14 protein-coding genes are annotated in these 18,350 nt (G+C 39.5%); 7 read left to right on the top strand and 7 right to left on the bottom strand.

Annotation, left to right across the window (positions count from 1 at the left end; translation table 11 throughout):
* Positions 1–98 precede the first annotated feature (98 nt).
* Complete coding sequence (locus L2B55_RS08005) at positions 99–959, bottom strand: glycoside hydrolase family 25 protein (RefSeq protein ID WP_237850025.1); 861 nt, start codon at positions 957–959, stop codon at positions 99–101.
* Between the two features lie 147 nt (positions 960–1,106).
* Between L2B55_RS08005 and L2B55_RS08000 the strand changes: the two genes are divergently transcribed.
* On the top strand, positions 1,107–2,246 hold the full coding sequence (locus L2B55_RS08000; RefSeq protein ID WP_237850024.1) for a BamA/TamA family outer membrane protein: 1,140 nt from the start codon (positions 1,107–1,109) through the stop codon (positions 2,244–2,246).
* A gap of 52 nt (positions 2,247–2,298) precedes the next feature.
* Here the strand turns inward: L2B55_RS08000 and L2B55_RS07995 are convergent, their stop codons facing one another.
* The 3 genes from L2B55_RS07995 to L2B55_RS07985 all read right to left on the bottom strand — a co-directional run bounded on the left by L2B55_RS07995 (position 2,299) and on the right by L2B55_RS07985 (position 5,427).
* Entirely contained in the window at positions 2,299–2,919 is a 621-nt protein-coding gene (locus L2B55_RS07995) for a GyrI-like domain-containing protein (protein WP_237850023.1), read from the bottom strand.
* Between the two features lie 78 nt (positions 2,920–2,997).
* A complete protein-coding gene (locus L2B55_RS07990) occupies positions 2,998–3,822 on the bottom strand; it encodes a glycoside hydrolase family 25 protein (protein WP_237850022.1) in 825 nt (274 codons plus the stop codon).
* Between the two features lie 216 nt (positions 3,823–4,038).
* Complete coding sequence (locus L2B55_RS07985; RefSeq protein WP_237850021.1) at positions 4,039–5,427, bottom strand: dipeptidase; 1,389 nt, start codon at positions 5,425–5,427, stop codon at positions 4,039–4,041.
* 247 nt (positions 5,428–5,674) lie between these two features.
* On the opposite strand from L2B55_RS07985, the gene L2B55_RS07980 reads away from it, so the two are divergent.
* The 6 genes from L2B55_RS07980 (at position 5,675) to L2B55_RS07955 (ending at position 12,869) form a co-directional block, all read left to right on the top strand.
* Positions 5,675–6,262, top strand: a complete 588-nt coding sequence (locus L2B55_RS07980; RefSeq protein WP_237850020.1) for an OmpA family protein — start codon at positions 5,675–5,677, stop codon at positions 6,260–6,262.
* Positions 6,263–6,351: 89 nt separating this feature from the next.
* The gene (locus tag L2B55_RS07975) at positions 6,352–8,625 is read left to right on the top strand and encodes an ATP-dependent helicase (RefSeq protein WP_237850019.1); all 2,274 of its coding nucleotides are present in this window, start codon (positions 6,352–6,354) and stop codon (positions 8,623–8,625) included.
* 46 nt (positions 8,626–8,671) lie between these two features.
* Complete coding sequence (locus L2B55_RS07970) at positions 8,672–9,451, top strand: DUF4290 domain-containing protein (protein ID WP_237850018.1); 780 nt, start codon at positions 8,672–8,674, stop codon at positions 9,449–9,451.
* A 65-nt stretch (positions 9,452–9,516) separates the two neighbouring features.
* The gene (gene murA / locus L2B55_RS07965) at positions 9,517–10,833 is read left to right on the top strand and encodes a UDP-N-acetylglucosamine 1-carboxyvinyltransferase (protein WP_237850017.1); all 1,317 of its coding nucleotides are present in this window, start codon (positions 9,517–9,519) and stop codon (positions 10,831–10,833) included.
* Positions 10,834–10,841: 8 nt separating this feature from the next.
* Positions 10,842–11,489 carry a LysE family translocator gene (locus tag L2B55_RS07960; protein ID WP_237850016.1) on the top strand — a complete coding sequence of 216 codons (648 nt, stop codon included), beginning with the start codon at positions 10,842–10,844 and terminating at the stop codon, positions 11,487–11,489.
* Between the two features lie 195 nt (positions 11,490–11,684).
* Positions 11,685–12,869 (top strand): C1 family peptidase, encoded by a 1,185-nt coding sequence (locus tag L2B55_RS07955; protein WP_237850015.1) that lies wholly within the window; start codon positions 11,685–11,687, stop codon positions 12,867–12,869.
* 92 nt (positions 12,870–12,961) lie between these two features.
* Here L2B55_RS07955 and ltrA (L2B55_RS07950) read toward each other — a convergent pair whose 3' ends face one another.
* From ltrA (L2B55_RS07950) to L2B55_RS07940, 3 genes are all read right to left on the bottom strand, one after another.
* Positions 12,962–14,092 carry a group II intron reverse transcriptase/maturase gene (gene ltrA, locus L2B55_RS07950; protein WP_237850276.1) on the bottom strand — a complete coding sequence of 377 codons (1,131 nt, stop codon included), beginning with the start codon at positions 14,090–14,092 and terminating at the stop codon, positions 12,962–12,964.
* Positions 14,093–14,914: 822 nt separating this feature from the next.
* Positions 14,915–16,321, bottom strand: coding sequence for a group II intron reverse transcriptase/maturase (gene ltrA / locus L2B55_RS07945; RefSeq protein ID WP_237849835.1), 1,407 nt, complete (start codon positions 16,319–16,321; stop codon positions 14,915–14,917).
* 723 nt (positions 16,322–17,044) lie between these two features.
* Positions 17,045–18,124 carry an IS110 family RNA-guided transposase gene (locus L2B55_RS07940; protein WP_237845150.1) on the bottom strand — a complete coding sequence of 360 codons (1,080 nt, stop codon included), beginning with the start codon at positions 18,122–18,124 and terminating at the stop codon, positions 17,045–17,047.
* Positions 18,125–18,350 lie beyond the last annotated feature (226 nt).

Below are 18,350 nucleotides of genomic sequence, written 5' to 3'. Positions count from 1 at the left end.
AATACGTTTAAATTATTTGATAGCTATTATACGCAATCCGAACAAACTCACAAAGCTCTTATTTAAGAACTCATTCTACATAGATAGTTAATTGGATTTTAGTCCAACTCCAGGCAGAGGTCTTTTAAATCTTCCAAGCTGCCGTTAAACACGTTAAAATCAACCTTGTGCCTAATACCATTAACTTTTCCAATATCCGAATGTTGCCAAAAGCTCCACCTGGTATCGTCCTCAAGTTTTAGACTTGACTGATAATAATGAGCAATCCAATACGGATATTCGTCAAAATAACCTTTAAGGTAGTCTTCATAAAACTTAGAACCGGTATAAATAATAGGCTTCTCCCCTACCTTTTTCTCCACAATATCTAACCATTCTTTAAGGTTGGCCCGAAGATCTTCAGGAGACAAACGGCCTGTTTCTTCAATATCAAGAACCGGAGGTAAATCACCCGATTCAAAATTTACCGTTTGCAGAAATAATAAAGCTTGCCATTTGCCCGATTTTCGAGGCTTGAAATAGTGGTAAGCTCCACGCATTAATCCGGCGTTTTTACACTGACGCCAGTTACGCTGAAAATAGGAGTCAATTGTAAACTGCCCTTCAGTTGCTTTAATGAACACAAAGTCAATTTTTACCCCTTCATCTTCCATTTTCTTCACACTTTCCCAATCAATTCGTGATTGATATTTTGAAACATCAATACCATGAACTTTAAATCGCTTAGGAATTTTGATGCCATAAGACTCAACATGAGCGTAACGATAATCAGTAAGCTCGCCACTAACACTCTCCTTTATAGCTAAAAAGGCCTGCACCATGGGAGCGTAAAAAACTATCATGCACATGAGTAATAAAAACCCGCTAACTTTCCACCAAAAATATCGAATAGGAATACCCTGAGTACGTTTACTTTTTTTTGAAGAAGGACGAGTTGAACTATTGCTACGTTTGGCCATGTGGTAAAATCAGCAACAAAGATAAAATTTGTTACTATTTCTGGTAAGGTTTTCGGCAGTTCAGAATTTGTAATATGAATGTCATAAAATGTTTAAACATTTAAATCTCCTGCCTTATCAGGTAGATTTGGCAAATTTTCTCAATTAATGAAATCCAAACTATTTCTTGTTTTCTTTTTACTTTTCAACTGTTTCCTACATCGTACCTTCGCACAAACAGATTCATTGCCTAAACCACCATCTTTAAAGAAACTTCAATTTCTGGCATTTCCGGTAATAGGCATTTCGCCCGTTACAAAACTTGAATTTGGAGCTGGAGCTATTTTATCCTACCAGTTAGGTGATAAAACCATAACCCGACCATCCTTTTTGTACTCCTATAATTCGTACACAGTAAATAAACAAACGATGATAAATTTGCTAAACAACCTTTATACCGAAGGCAATAAATGGCATGCTTACGCCAACTTTAGCTTCATCGATTATCCAGTTTATTTTTATGGTGCCGGAAGATTACCTGATGGACAATATCCAAAGATCAATTCGAACCGTAAAAATCTACTTGCTTTTGTAGAAAGAAAGGTAACCAGAAACCTCTTTCTTGGAGTTGGATCAATGTTTCAGTCGACACATTTCACTGATTTAAGTACGGAAAAACCATTAGCAAACTCCGATTTAGAAGGCAAAGATGGTGGCAATGATATTTTCCTTGGAGGTGTTGTTACTTATGATACCCGCGATTACGAAAACCAAACACACAAGGGTTATTTTGTGAGATTGATAAATGTTCATACCATTGGATCAGGTAAATATACCACCAATCAGCTAACATTTGACGGACGGATATTCAGACAGGTTACCCGTAATCAGTATATTGGCTTTCAGGGATACTTTAGTTCAGTCCAAGGAAATACGATCCCTTTTTATAGTTTGGCTCAACTTGGCAGTGCCAACTTAATGAGAGGTTATTACAATGGAAGATATTTAGGGCAGAACTATTCCGTTTTACAGTCCGAATATCGCTATACTCCGTTTTCAAATCGTTCTGATGCAGGGTTATTTTCACTATCCCGAATAACAGTGGCCGGTTTTGCCGGTGTTGGAAATGCATTTATGAATCACCAATTTGAGTGGAAAGATATAAAACCTACTTATGGGTTTGGTGCACGTTATATGTTCAATCCCAAAGCACGAATGTGTCTGCGTGTTGATTTCGCTTGGGGAAATAAGCCAAACGGTTTACCGAGAGAATCAGGAACGTACTTCGCCTTTAATGAGGCATTTTAAAAACCATGCATAGTTTAAAATAGATGATGGTCGATAAACCATCATCTATGGCCTATATTACAGGTTCCCTTAGTATTGTTTTAAGCTTATCAGAAGAAACCTTTCTGAAATCAGACAGGTAAATCTCATGATGAACACCGTTTCGTTTTAAGTTATTTTGATTTATAAATTCCTGGATTTGAAGCAAAGATCCGGGTTCTTCTGCAAACGGTCCAACATGGAGTAATTGCACTACCGCTCCTTCATGCATTCTAAATAAGGAGCAATTTTTGGCAAGAAATAAATTCTTTTTAAGAATTACCGTTTCAATGGCTTCATGCACATCTGCCTGAGTTACAAAGTCTGGCAATCGAATTAACATTCGGTAATTCCATTCATCACGTGAAACTTTCATAGGTGCATCAGCCAGCCCATAACTTCCAAATTTCTGTTCATCAAACCACCATAAACCTTCCAATTTTGCAACAGTAAAATCCTTGTTTCTCGCCTTCCAACCAAATTTGATTGCATAAGCAACTGCGTAAAGTGTTTGTATATTATCCGAAAAAGTTTTTCCGGAAGGATCTCCTATTCCTTCTATTGATAAAAATTGTGCTGGTTCAATTTCTATTAACTCGGGTTTTAATTTAGCTGAATAGTAACTTTTAAATTGCTTGGTAAGATCAATCTTCATAATCGTTTTATTTTCAAATAAAAAGCGTCTGTATGACAACCCTATGTCAGCAGACATTCAAAAATCAACCTATAAAGACTAAATACTTTTAATGCAAAGTTTCTCAAGATCATCCATTGATCCATTAAAGGTATTGAGATCAACTCTACCAATTATTCCCTTAACTCGCCCAGTATCTGTATGTTGCCAAAAATGCCAATTATTACCGTTTCCCAATAATTTAGTTTGATGATAGTTGGCTATCCAACATGGATAATCCTTAAAACCATTTTTAATAAAATCCTGGTAAAATCGATAACTACAATAAATGACCGGTTTTTCTCCAACCTTTTTTTCAACTTCAACGATAAATTCCCGTAAGTTTTTCTGAAAAGGCTTGAGCTTCATTTTACCTTTTTCTTCCACATCTACCACCGGTGGAAGATCTCCGGGAAAATGATTTACGGTGGCTAAAAATAATTTTGCCTGCTTTTTACCCGAGCGTTTGGGTTTAAAGTAATGATAAGCTCCTCTTTTTAAGTTTGCTTTTCTGGTTTCTAACCAGTTATATGAAAACATTGGATCAATATCATCCTCTCCTTCTGATGCTTTTATATAAACAAAGGAAATGGTATTATCACATTTATTTAACTCTTTTACTTTCTTCCAATCAATTTTATTTTGATAACGGGATACGTCTATGCCGTGAACCGAATATCTTTTTAATAGAAAATCGCCATAAGCATTGAACCTGTAATTAAGATGGTTCTTATAAACGGCTCTCTCTCTAATGGGGCTGCACAATACCGCAGTATCAGAATGTTTAGGAATTAAAAGAAGGATACAAACTGACAGAAAAAAGAAAATGACACGGATTCTTTGCCCCTGCGCAAAGCCCAAGATTCTGGTTGGTGAAAATGTCATAAGAGAACAAGGTCCTGGTTTGGTTTGGCAAGTGACCTTATTTAAATAACTTATACCAATTCAATTAACCAATAGTTACAAAATTTAAGTTGAATTATTTCCCCATAGTCCCCAATACATTACTCATTTTCAAACAACATGGGCGTCTGTCTCTACATCTGCCAACAAAAAAGGCAACCTTAAGCTGCCTTTTTTAAACTATCTCTTTTAGTTTGATTATTTACTCAATTCAGCATAGTGCTTAAAGAACAACGGAATAGTTTCAATTCCTTTGTAGTAATTGAACAAACCGTATTTCTCATTAGGAGAGTGCAATGCATCTGAATCTAAGCCAAAGCCCATCAACACTGATTTTAACCCAAGTTCCTTTTCAAACAAAGCAACAATAGGAATACTTCCTCCTCCACGAGTTGGAATAGGTTTTTTACCAAAACTTTCTTCCATTGCCTTGCTTGCTGCCTTAAACGGAACTGAATCAGTTGGGGTCACCACTGGTTCTCCTCCATGATGAGCAGAAACTTTCACTTTCACGTATTTAGGAGCAATCGATTCAATGTGTTTTGCAAACAATTCTGAAATTTCATGCGAATCCTGACCAGGCACTAAACGCATAGAAATTTTTGCATTTGCTTTTGAAGGTAACACGGTTTTAGCTCCTTCACCAATATAACCGCTCCAAATACCGTTAACTTCCAATGTTGGACGAATTGAAGTGCGTTCAATTGTACTGTAACCTTTTTCACCCCAAACTTCGTCAATATTCAAATCTTTCTTGTATGCTGCTTCACTGAACGGTTGTTTTGCCATTTCAGCACGCTCTGCATCAGAAAGCTCAATTACCTTATCGTAAAACCCAGGAATGGTAATGTGGTTATTTTCATCATGTAATGAAGCAATCATTTTTGCTAAGATGGTTGCAGGGTTAGCCACCGCACCACCATAAACGCCGGAATGCAAGTCACGGTTAGGACCAATAACTTCTACTTCCATATAAGCTAAACCACGTAAGCCACACTCAATTGATGGAGTATCGTTGGCAATCATTGAAGTATCAGAAATTAATACTACATCACCTTTCAAACGCTCCTTGTTAGCTTTAACAAAGGTTGCAAGGTTAGCAGAACCTACTTCCTCTTCCCCTTCAATCATGAATTTCACATTACAAGGCAGTGTGTTTGTTTTCATCATCAGCTCAAATGCCTTAACGTGCATATACATCTGACCTTTATCGTCACAAGCGCCACGTGCATAAATCGCCCCTTCAGGATGCTCCTCTGTAATTTTCACAGTCGGTTCAAACGGAGGTGTATGCCACAATTCAAGTGGATCTGCCGGTTGAACATCATAATGACCGTAAACTACTACAGTTGGCAAGGAAGGATCGATAATCTTCTCACCGTAAACTATTGGATATCCTGCCGTTGGGCATACTTCAACTTTATCAGCGCCGGCATCAATCAGGCGTTGTTGAAGATAATCAGCCGTTTTTAATACAGATTCTTTGTATTGAGGATCGGCACTAACCGAGGGGAAGCGCAAAATATCAAACAGTTCATCGAGGAAACGTTGTTTGTTAGCTTCAATATAGTTCTTGATGGTATCCATGAAATTAGAATTTGGGGACAAAGGAAGAAAGAAATATAGAAATATGAAACGGCTTGTTTGTAATTTTTTCGAACATAAGCTAAAATTGATTTACTTAAGGTAAAACGAGTCAAGATACTAACTAATATTAATTAATTTTAACTAAAAAGTATTTATTTTTACCATAACAACTTTTTTGCACAACTACTTGCTATTTCGCTTAAATCGTGTAGGTTTGTTATAAAATCGATCTGTTTATTAATTGTTTATGATGAAAAACATACCAAAGCGCAGCTTCTTGTTGTTATGTATTCCGATTGTGGGGATACTATGCTTTGGCCTCCATTCTTGTAATTCTACCCAAAAAGCCAAAACTGCAAGTTCCAGCACCTACATCAAGAAATACATGGACAAACAAGCGTTTGAAATTCAACGCTATGTAAAGGACAGTAAAGTTGAAAGAGTTGGTGATTCAATTAAAATAACTTTCGTGAATGAAGTATTTTTTGATCTTAACAAATATGAATTACGTCCAGAGGCTGAATCTTCCGTAAACCGATTGGTGGCTATTCTTAAAAAATACGCTAAAACATACAACATAATACAAGGTCATACAGATAATTCGGGAGATGATGCATACAACATTTCATTATCTTATAAAAGAGCAGACGAGGTTAGAAAATACCTTATTGCCCATGATATTGCTCCAGAAAGATTAAACGCTTATGGGGTTGGAGATACGCAACCTATTGCATCAAACGAGACTGAAACTGGCCGAGCTAAGAACAGAAGAGTGGTAATTTGGATTACCAGCGATTATGGTCTTAAAGAAGAAGCCGAGGCCCGTAAACGCTAATCAGGAAACGCTACCTTAAACATCCTGTTTTTCCTCTTACTTCAATAAGTTTGCTTAACTTAGCAGGCTTTTAAAATTGGGGAGTTCAATTGAGTTATTTAGATAAATTAAATCCTACGCAAAGAAGTGCTGTTGAATGCACTGAAGGCCCATTGATGATTATTGCCGGAGCGGGCTCTGGAAAAACTCGTGTAATTACATATCGCATTGCCCACTTAATTAATAAAGGGGTTGATCCGTTTAATATTTTAGCCTTAACGTTTACTAATAAAGCTGCTCGTGAAATGCGTGAGCGTATTTCAGCCATTGTAGGCCCCGATGCACGCAATATCTGGATGGGTACTTTTCACTCCATTTTTGCCCGTATCTTACGTGTTGAAGCCGATAAACTAGGTTATCCGAGCAATTTCACCATTTACGATACGGACGATAGCAAAAGCTTATTACGAACCATCATTAAGGAACAACAGCTTGATGATAAGCTGTACAATGTAAACTTCGTTTTAAACAGAATCTCCTCTGCAAAGAACAATCTAATTTCGGTTGCTGAATACAAAAAGAATGAGCAAATACAAGCTGATGATTTCTCTTCGGGCAGAAGTAAAATGGCAGAGCTTTATGAGATTTATGCCCAGCGTTGTTATAAAGCCGGAGCAATGGATTTTGATGACTTGCTTTTCAAAACCAATATCCTATTAAAGCAATACCCTGATATACTGAACAAATACCAGCATAAATTCAAATATGTGATGGTTGATGAGTATCAGGATACTAACTTTTCACAATATATTATTGTAAAAAAACTGGCTGCAGTAAATCGTAATATTTGCGTTGTAGGAGATGATGCTCAAAGTATTTATGCCTTTCGCGGGGCCAATATTGAGAACATTCTCAACTTTGAAAAGGATTATCCCGAACTGAATATATTTAAGCTGGAACAGAATTATCGCTCTACCCAAAATATTGTTCAAGTTGCCAATAGCATCATCAAAAACAATAAAAATCAGCTCGAAAAGAATGTTTTCTCTGAAAATGAAACCGGAGAAAAAATTAAAGTAATCAGAGCTTTTAGCGACAATGAAGAAGGCAAAATTGTAGCTGAATCAATAGCTCAGGAACGAAGTCTTAAAGGACTTAACTTTCACGACTTTGCAATTCTGTATCGTACAAATGCTCAGTCGCGTTCTCTCGAGGAAGCTTTACGTAAGCTAAATCTTCCGTATAAGATTTACGGAGGTATGTCATTTTATCAGCGTAAAGAAATTAAGGATCTGATTGCCTACTTCAGGTTAACCATTAATCCTAATGACGAGGAAGCCTTAAAACGTGTGATCAATTATCCTGTACGTGGTATTGGCAAAACCAGTTTGGATAAAATTATCGTTTTGGCAGATGAGAAAAACCTGCCATTGTGGGAAATTGTATCAAATATTCATTTATACATAAGCGGTCGTGGGGTGGAAAACGTCATGAATTTTGCCACCATGATTCGCAGTTTTCAAGCACTTGCCAAAAGCAACAGTGCTTATGATGTTGCAGAACATATTGCAAAGCAATCAGGCATTTTGCGTGAATTGCATGCTGACAAGTCAATTGAAGGGCTTAGCCGTTATGAAAACATTCAGGAATTACTAAACGGTATTAAAGAGTTTAGTGAACGTGAAGATATAGAAGACCGTAGTATCAGCCAGTTTTTGATGGATGTTGCCCTTCTTACCGGTGATGAAAAGCAGGAAGAAGAAGATAAAAATACAGTGTCGTTGATGACCATACACTCTTCAAAGGGTTTGGAATTCTCTCATGTGTATATTGTTGGATTAGAGGAGAATTTATTCCCTTCTCAAATGTCCCTAAACTCACGTCAGGATTTGGAAGAAGAGCGTCGTTTGTTTTATGTGGCTACCACACGTGCTGAAAAAAAACTGACCTTAACTTATGCCACCAGTCGTTTCAAATTTGGCACACTGCAGAATTCTGAACCAAGCAGATTTTTGGATGAAGTTGATCCAAAATTCCTCGATCTGGATTTCAATCCGGCAAAGCAGCAAAAAGAACAAAATCCTTATATTGATTTCGGGGATGAACGAAGAGGATTTACAGAATTTGCGGCCAAACCGAAAATTTCTTCTAAACCTAAAACCACTCAGTTATTGGCTAAAGCTCATACGCCAACCGAAGGTTTTGCTCCAAGTGATACCTCTGATTTACAAGTAGGCATGGAAGTTGAACATGAACGTTTTGGTTTTGGTAAGGTGATAAATTTGGATGGAAAAAAACCGGATATAAAAGCAACTATATTCTTTAAGGAGCTTGGACAAAAGCAGCTTTTACTTAAATTTGCCAAACTAAGGATAGTTGAATAACAACCATAAACCTATAGTGTAAGTTCACCAGTAAACATAACAATCCATGTCAAAAGACAATCTAAAGCCGTTTGATTACAACACTACCCGTCCGCGATTAAAAATGGCCGAGTATGGGCGCAACGTACAAAATATGATTGACCATGTTCTAACCTTGCAGGATAAGGAGGAACGTAATAAATATGCGCAGGCTGTAATTGAATTAATGGGCCAACTGAACCCGCATTTGCGTGATGTTACTGATTTTAAACACAAACTGTGGGATCACTTGTTCATTATCTCTGATTTCGAGTTAGAAGTCGACTCGCCATTCCCGGTTCCTTCAAAGGAATCAATTTACGCAAAACCTCATCGATTGAAATACCCATCGAACCATATCAGATTCAAACATTATGGTAAAACGCTTGAGTATATGTTGGATAAGGCTCGTAACTCACCGGAGTCCGATAAAAGAAATCAGTTTGTAAACTCATTGGCTGCATTCATGAAGATGTCATACATCGCTTGGAATAAGGATACAGTAAGCGATGAAACCATCATCAATGATTTGAATGATCTTTCAAATTTCCAGCTAAATGCAGAAGAGGCAGCTCAGTCTCTAAGCAAACTGGACTTTAAATCGATTGCTCGTCAAACCAGTAATCGCGATACACGTGAAGCACGTGAAAAAATGCAAAAAGATCGTGATAAAGGCTCTAAAGATCGTGACCAAAAAGACTATAAACGCCATTCAGGTGGTTATAAGAGCGATAACAGAGACAAAGGTGGACGAGATAACAACAATCGAAATTATAAACAACAATATAATAAACGGTCAGACAGGTAAGAGAATCAAACCTGTTAATTTTAACACAATACATTACAACACAAAACCCTACTACTACAACATAGATGAGTGCTTTTGAAATTATTGGAGGAAAAAAACTAAAAGGAGAAATAACTCCGCAGGGTGCCAAAAATGAAGCTTTACAAATCGTTTCGGCGGTATTATTAACCGAAGAAAAAATGACCATCTCCAATATTCCAGATATTGTGGATGTTAATAAACTTATAGATCTGCTAAAAGATTTAGGTGTTTCCGTTGAACGTTTATCGAAAGACACTTATACTTTTGAGGCTAAAAACATCGACCTTGAATACCTTAACTCTGATAAGTTCAAGAAAAAAGGTGGCGCTTTACGTGGCTCAGTAATGATTGTTGGCCCGTTGTTAGCTCGCTTTGGAAAAGCCTACATCCCAAAACCAGGAGGTGATAAAATCGGTCGTCGTAGGTTAGACACGCACTTTCTTGGCTTTGAAAAATTAGGAGCTAAATTTAACTACAACCCTGTTGAGCACTTTTTTAGTGTTGATGCCAGTGATCTAAAAGGCACCTACATGCTTTTAGATGAAGCTTCTGTAACCGGAACTGCGAACGTTGTTATGGCGGCTGTTTTGGCAAAAGGAACAACAACAATATACAACGCTGCCTGCGAACCTTATTTGCAACAACTTTGCAAAATGCTTAACCGCATGGGAGCTAAAATTTCAGGAATCGGTTCAAACCTATTAACCATTGAAGGTGTTGAAAAGCTTGGCGGAACCGAGCATCGCATGCTTCCTGATATGATTGAGATAGGTAGTTTCATTGGCCTTGCAGCAATGACCCGGTCGGAAATCACCATTAAAAACGTTGCATACGATGAATTGGGAGTTATTCCAGAGGTATTCAAACGTTTAGGAATTAAACTTGAACGCAGGGGTGACGACATTTTTATCCCTTCTCAGGAGATTTACGAGATCGATACATTTATTGATGGGTCTATCCTTACCATAGCTGATGCTCCATGGCCTGGCTTTACTCCTGACTTGTTGAGTATAGTGTTGGTGGTAGCTACTCAAGCTAAAGGAAGCGTGTTAATTCACCAAAAAATGTTTGAAAGTCGCTTATTCTTTGTTGATAAACTTATTGACATGGGTGCTCAAATCATTCTTTGCGATCCTCATCGCGCTAATGTTATAGGTTTGGGTAGACGCAATCAGTTACGTGGAATTTCAATGACTTCACCTGATATCAGAGCCGGGGTTTCATTGCTAATTGCCGCATTATCAGCCGAAGGTAAGAGTACTATTTACAATATTGAACAAATTGATCGTGGCTATCAGGATATTGAAGAACGCCTGAAAGCATTAGGAGCAGACATTAAACGAGTTGCTGCTAACGAATAAAATATTAAATGGAGCAACTCTATATTTTTATAATTGCATTTGTGGCAAGCTTTATCGGCTCCCTACAACTGGGGCCGGTAAACCTTACCGTTATTCAAACATCTGTAAACAAAGACTTTCGTGCAGCATTTTGGGTTTCTGTTGGCGGTTGTTTACCAGAGGTATTGTACGCAGCCCTAGCTGTTGCCGGCGCTAGCCTGATTAACCCACAAAGCTCGTTTTTTACTTACGCTGGATTTTTTATGATTCCCTTGCTTTTAGGTTTAGGAATCTTTAAAATCATCAAATACAAGGAACCGGAAAGTACCAAACCACAGGAATTTCCTTCAACCTTATGGGGTGATTTCATAAAAGGTTTTACCCTTTCCATCGTTAACCCTTTATTATTGCCATTTTGGAGTACAGTATTGATTTACAATACCAGTATCAATGTTTTTTCATTGGATAATAAAACAGAAAAATCATTATTTGTTTTGGGTGCGGCTGCGGGAGCATTAGGTCTCTTATTGCTTTTTGCAGGAATAGCACATTGGAAGAAAGATCGCATCAACAAACTGGTAAATGGCAACATTAACAAAGCCATTGGATGGGTATTTATTGCTTTAAGCTTAGTCCAAACAGTTGTTTTTGTATTGAGATACAAGCATATGATTTAACCTTGCTATCTGCCAAAACAGATCAACTTCTATCGAAGAACCTTACAGCAATTACATTAACCAACTAGCTTTAAGCATCTTAAACAAGACAACTCTGCATTAAATAACTGAAATAATTCAGTTACAAAACATTATTGTCCTTTACTCCATTGTTGAATTATTATATTTGGCGCTGTTTAAAGAAATTCAATCCTCATGAACTTAAAAAATTTAGTTGCAGTTCCTTTCATTGCCCTTGCATTAGGAGCCAATGCACAGGATAACCTGATTAATAGTTTAAAGAACAATCAAAGTCAAGTTAGTAAAAATGCTTTTGTTTTTACTCCGGTAGTTAACATTGAAGCTACTTCAGTTAAAGACCAAGGTAGTTCTGGTACTTGCTGGAGTTACTCAACCAACTCATTTCTTGAATCGGAAATGATTCGTATGGGTAAAAAGCCTGTAGATATAGCTGAAATCTTTACGGCACGTAATGCCTATATCGAAAAAGGAGTAAACTATGTGCGTATGCACGGTGCTATTAGCTTAGGCGATGGTGGAGCATGTCACGATGTAGTTAACATGTATGCTAAATATGGGGCCCTGCCTCAGGATGTTTACACTGGTTTAAACTACGGTACTAAAAAGAATAAGTTTAGTGAAATGGGAGAACTAACCAAGGCGATATTGGAAGCCGTGGTAAAAAATCCTAATGGTGAATTAACTCCGAACTGGAAGAAAGCTTATACCGCTGTTATCGATTCATATTTAGGTCAGGTTCCTGAAACTTTCACCTATGAAGGCAAAACTTATACCCCTCAGTCATTTGCAAAAGAAAGAGTTGGCCTTAACCCTAAAGACTATGTTGAATTATCGTCATTTACAACCAACCCATATTATGAAAAAATGACTTTAATGGTTCCGGATAACTGGTCATTGGATCAGATTTATAATGTTAAAATGGATGACATCATCACCATTATTGACAATGCTATTAAAAAAGGATTTACCGTTGCCTGGGCTACGGATGTAAGTGAAAAAAGCTTTAGCTGGAAAAACGGTGTAGCTTTTGTCCCAGAAAAAAAATACGATGAAATGAGCCCTGAGGAGAAAGCGGCAATGTTCAACGGACCAAAACCGGAAATGAATATTACTGAAGAGCTTCGTCAACAAGCATTTGATAACTATTCAACTACTGATGACCACGGTATGCAAATTACCGGTATCGCTAAAGACCAAAACGGTAAAGAATATTATATCGTTAAAAACTCTTGGGGAGAAAGCAACGATTATAAAGGATATTTATACGTAACCAAAAACTTTGTCAAATATAAAACAACTGCGTTTTTATTGCATAAAGATGGAATCCCTGCTGACTTTAAAAAGAAATTAGGTTTGTAACCAAATATTAATATCGAGTAGGAAGATAGGGATTATTTCCCTATCTGTCCTCTCACACCACCGTACGTACGGTTCTCGTATACGGCGGTTTGTTAAAATAACGACGGTTGCCCATCGGCTTGCCATTGACAATAATAATGCTGAAAACCCCAATAGCCTTTCTTTTTCCAGTAGCTGATATTCAGCGTTCTAAGTAAAATGGGGCTGTGTGCAACTCTGGCTGCACCTTTACTTGTGTTGCCCCACTGATAGGCCAATGATTTTCCTACTTCGAGTTTTATTAGGTTGGAGACTTTGGTTCGTATCCGTTTCCATCTCCTCCAGGTGTTGATTCGCAATCGGGTTCTTAACCATTCATCAAGTTTCTCCATTTTACTTCTCGCATTGGCGATTTTAAAGTAGTTTACCCAGCCTCTGATGATTTCGTCGAGCTTTTTAAGCTTGTTTGCTTCTGGGCTGGGGTTACTTGATTGGGTTATCCTTTTACATTTCGCTTTCACCCTTTGGAAGGGCTGTTCTCCTATTCTAATCTGCCAGCCTTTCTTTGTTTTATAAAAGCTGAAGCCAAGCAGGTAGCTGTTGGAGGGTCGGCTGATTTTCGTCTTTACCCTGTTTACCTTTAGTAGTAGCTCCTTTTCTATGTATTCTATGATTCCGGCAGCTACTCTTTGGGCTGCTTTCTTACTTTGTACATAGATACTGCAATCATCGGCATAACGCACAAATTTATGTCCCCGCTTTACCAACTCCTTGTCCAGCTCATTTAAAATGATGTTGGAAAGCAATGGGCTTAACGGGCTACCTTGAGGGGTACCTTCGCTGCGAGGGCTTAGCACTCCGCCTTCCATTATGCCGCTTTTCAGGTAAAGGCTGACTAGTTTTAGGGTCCGTTTGTCCGCAATCTTCTTACTTAGTAAACCCAGTAGTTGCTGGTGGTTTACCTTGTCGAAGAATTTCTCCAAATCCAGCTCTATTATCCATTCCCGACCTGTGTTAAGGTACTTTTGGGCAGTCATTACTGCCTTATGGGCATTCTTACCAGGCCTGAAACCAAAGCTGTTTTCGTTAAATTCCTGTTCGTACTGTGGAATTAGCCATTGGGAGACCGCTTGTTGCAGCATCCTGTCCACTACACAAGGAATTCCTAGCATCCTTTTGCCGCCCTGTGGTTTGCGTATTTCTACTTTCCGCACGGGTTGTGGCTCATAAGTGCCTTGGAGTATACTTTTCAGTAGGGCTTGATAGTGGGCATTTACATAGGGGCGAAGTTCATCGCTCTGCGATGGTCAATACCCGCTGCCCCTTGGTTGCGTTCTACGGCAACAAGGGCTCTTTCAAGGTTTCTTCTGTCGAATATTCTCTCTAGCATTACTTTAACCGATAGCGCATTCGGGCAATTCCGTCAGTTTCTTTCATTTTCTGCTAAGCTCCTTCTGCAGTCTACTTTCGGTTTCCGACCTTTCCTCATGCAGACAGTTCTCTTACGTGTTTCGGCTTTTTTTTTTTTTCGCTTCAAATGATTTAGCTGTTTCCTTGCCAATTTTAACATTCAGCCCTTTTCCCAACATTACTTGGAATACTATGGCTTCTGCTGACTTCTGATAACACCAGTGCTTGCATCCCTGCAAGCTGTTTCCGCTTTAGGTTGCGCTTCTCCCGCTGCCAGATTGTTATCAGATCTCTCAGGGTAAGTCTAATCGCTTTCCTCTCATGTAGCCTCTGCATATACATTCATGGCATCTGTATAGTGTGGGACTTTGATTTCTTTAGCAATCTTATCCTGCCATGACTGCCTCTTATACAGTTTCTGTTCGTAGGCTCGAGAGTTTGCCTTGGGCTTCCTTCAGATTCCTTCTCGCGAAGGACACCCTTGCCGTCGGCTAACACTTCCCACTACAAAGCGTGTTCGGGACTTGCACCCTAGAGCTATTAAACATGCCTGACGCACTAAAATCGAGTAGGAGGAAAATAAAATAGGTTTTCCTCCTATTTCATTTTCCGACCTCTCACACCACCGTACGTACCGTTCGGTATACGGCGGTTTCTTAATTTACACAACGCAATTTTTGATAGTAGTCAGTAAAGAACAGGTAACCCGACTGCTTAAGGCGTTCATTGGTGATACTTCTGCTAAGGATTGGACTATTAGCTATGTGCCAGTAGCTTTTCCTTGTGTTGCCGTATTCCTTTGCCTTGTTTTTCGGGATATCCAGTTTTATCAGATTCCTAATTCGGGTTTTGATACTTTTCCATTGTTTCCATATCAATGACCTGATTCTTCTTCGATACCATTCATCTATGCGTTCCAACAATCCTTTCATGTCTGCCAGCTGAAAATAGTTAAGCCAGCCTGTGATGTACTGTCTTATTGCTTCCTTTCGGCGTTCATTGCCCCATCCGTTGCTCCGTGAGGTCAGTTCTCGGATTTTCTCTTTCATCTTTTCAACACTTTTCTTATGGGCGCGCATTTTGCAACCATTTTTGTTGAAGTAAAATCCATACCCCAAGAACTTAACGTCCTTGATGTGTGCAACTGTGGTTTTCTCTCTATTTACTTTCAGATAAAGCTTTTGTTCGATGTAGTTGGTAAGGCTGACAAGCACCCTCTGGGCGGCTCGGCGGCTTTTACAGAATACCATACAGTCGTCAGCGTATCTGACAAAACGATGTCCTCTTTCCTTTAGTTCCTTGTCCAGTTCGTTGAGCATTACATTGCTCAACAGCGGACTTAGGTTTCCTCCTTGCGGAACTCCCATCGATGTCTCTTGAAATTTTCCCTGTACCATTACGCCTGCTTTTAGGTATTTATGTATCAATGATACTACCCTGCCATCTTCAATGGTTCGGGATAAAATCTCTATCAGCCTGCTTTGGTTAACAATATCAAAGAATTTCTCCAAATCCATGTCCACAACGTAACGATAACCTTCGTTTGCGTTGGTTTGGCACTGCTTTATGGCCTGATGAGCACTGCGTTTTGGACGAAAACCGTAACTGTTGGACGAGAACTGTTTTTCGTAAATAGGTGTTAATTGTTGGGTGATTGCCTGCTGAATGACTCTATCCACTACCGTAGGGATGCCTAAAGCTCGCTTTTTGTCGTTCTCTTTGGGTATTTCAACCCGGCGAACAGCTTGAGGCTTGTACCTCCCATTTTGTAGTGAATGAAGCAATACTTCTCGATGGGATTGTAAGTAGGGTAAGAGCTTTTCCACACTCATCCCATCAACCCCGCCTGATCCATCGTTACGCTTAACTTGTTTGTAGGCCGCATTAAGGTTGGATGGTGAGAGTATATACTCCAAAAGTTGGGCTTGTTGCCCTTGCGTTGTGTTGGTGTTTCCTTTTTCAGTCATCCATAGATATGTCTGCCCTCCAGAGCTTGATTCGGTTGCCGACCTAGTTCCGCTCTGCCAGGTGTCTTGCTCCGTTTTCTGCTTTCTACCATTCATACAGTAACCTTCATTTGATGCTCACCTCTTAAGATTCGACCCTTCCCCTGCTAGCTCGTAGCAGCGTACTTTGATCTCTGCTGACTTCTGACAGCAATTGTTAGCCGTGTTTCATACTGCTTGTTTCCGCACGTCTGTCAGACCTCCCGTGGTAAACCTATACACTTTCTCCCCATGTAACCGCCTTATTTACACTCCAGTATCCGGGTAGTTATTGGACTTCGATTTGTGTTGCAATCTCATCCTGCTGGATATGCCTGATAGGGTTCGTGTGCCTCGGTTCAGGGATTTGCCTCAAGCTTCCTTCTATGTTGTAAAGCAAGAGATCTGGAAGTTTTTTTAATGATTACCTTTGTGATATAAATCCGAAGAGGAAGTGGGCGCTGCTGGAGAGCAACTCACCAGCAATAGGATTTATGACGGTGAATATAGCTTTGAAGCCCCACAATGACAGGGGCTTTTTTGCTGTATTCATTGTCCTAAATGGCTAAAGAAAACTCTCTTGCCCTGAATCTTCAGACACACCTGTCTTTTCAATGAACTAAAAGCCTATAAAAACATCCTTCTATTAGCAGAACCGGTAAATCGGGCTGCAATGCCGTGTTTAATTTTTTATAGATAGTGAGCTGTAGCCTTCAGATAGCAGATACAGAATGACCAGCACTGCAGGAAGCGTGTTATCAGTCTCAGATTAAAAGGATGTTTTTATATGGCGTTTTAGTTTTATTTAACCACTGCACACTCATATTCTTGTTTGTTTATTAATACATACCTGATTCTGTTGAGTAATTTCCGGGCTATTCTTACGATGGCCTTATTCGGTTCCATTCGCCGGCAATACTCATGAAAACTTTTAGTCAGTGCCGGATCCAGGCGTGCGGCTACCCATGCACTTTCAATCAGGGCGCTGCGCAGCACGCTATGCCCCCGTCGGGTGATAGTACCGGCTAGTTCTTTTTCCCCACTTGAATGCGTCGAGGGGATGAGTCCTATAAAACTGCAGAGTTGATCCGTGTTTTTAAACCGGTTAATCGTCTCCAGCTCGGTTAATAAGGTCATGGCCGTTAATAATCCGATGCCAGGGATACTTCGCAGTAAAGCGATGGCTTCCTGGTAAGTACCTGTTTTTGATAGCTCTAGTAAATGCCGGGTGAGTTGCAATACAGAGGCTCTCAAATGTTTCGCTTCTAAAATCATGGCCTGCAGGGCCGTTTTACTACTCTGCTCAGCCATAGCGATGCTTTCCAGCCAATCAACAAAAGGTTTCGACCAGTGGGACTGTTTTTTGGTGAAGGGCGCAGGTAGTTCAATGCCATGAAAGTACAGGAACGATTTTACCCGGTTTTTATACCGGGCAAGGTCCTTGGTCAGTATGGACCGGGTGCGAACTAAACAACGGTCCTCTAGGGTTTTACTGGAAGGAACATAAATCGGGATTAAGGCGCCACTTCTTAATGAGTGTGCGATTTTACGGCTATCCCTGGAATCCTCTTTTTGCACTTTTTCTTTATCGGTGGTGGGAATATCGGCAGGATTGACCACGATGGAGTGAATGCCCAGAGCCTCCAAGCGGTTATGGATCCAGTAGCCGCAGAAGCCTGCTTCGTAGGCGGAATGATAGGTGCCGCCGGGGAAATTCTGCCGGAGATACTGGTGTAATACTTCGGGTTTAGGTGGCTGCGAAAAGGTTTTATGGGTGAGCAGTTCAGTCATAACGGTAACCTGCCAGCTTTTTAAGTGCACGTCAAAACCAACATAAATGTTTTGACCGCTAAAATCTAATTGATTAACTTGTGGTTGCATAAGTTCCAGTGTTATAAAATTTTAGGGGTTCTTTCTTAAATTTACATAACTTCCTGGAACTTATTCCTTTACAAACATACGGCCTTCAGATTCCGCTTCGCAACGGACACCCTTGCTCTTGGCTAATGGTTGGTAACTACCGACCCCCATAGAGGACTTGCACCTCCTAGTTTATAGATATGCACGGCACACAACGAAAAGCCCGGTCCCACCGGGCTTTTTGTTT

Source organism: Solitalea lacus (assembly GCF_022014595.1).
In the GTDB taxonomy this organism is placed as follows: domain Bacteria; phylum Bacteroidota; class Bacteroidia; order Sphingobacteriales; family Sphingobacteriaceae; genus Solitalea; species Solitalea lacus.
This window is presented reverse-complemented; position numbering and strand designations above follow the sequence as displayed.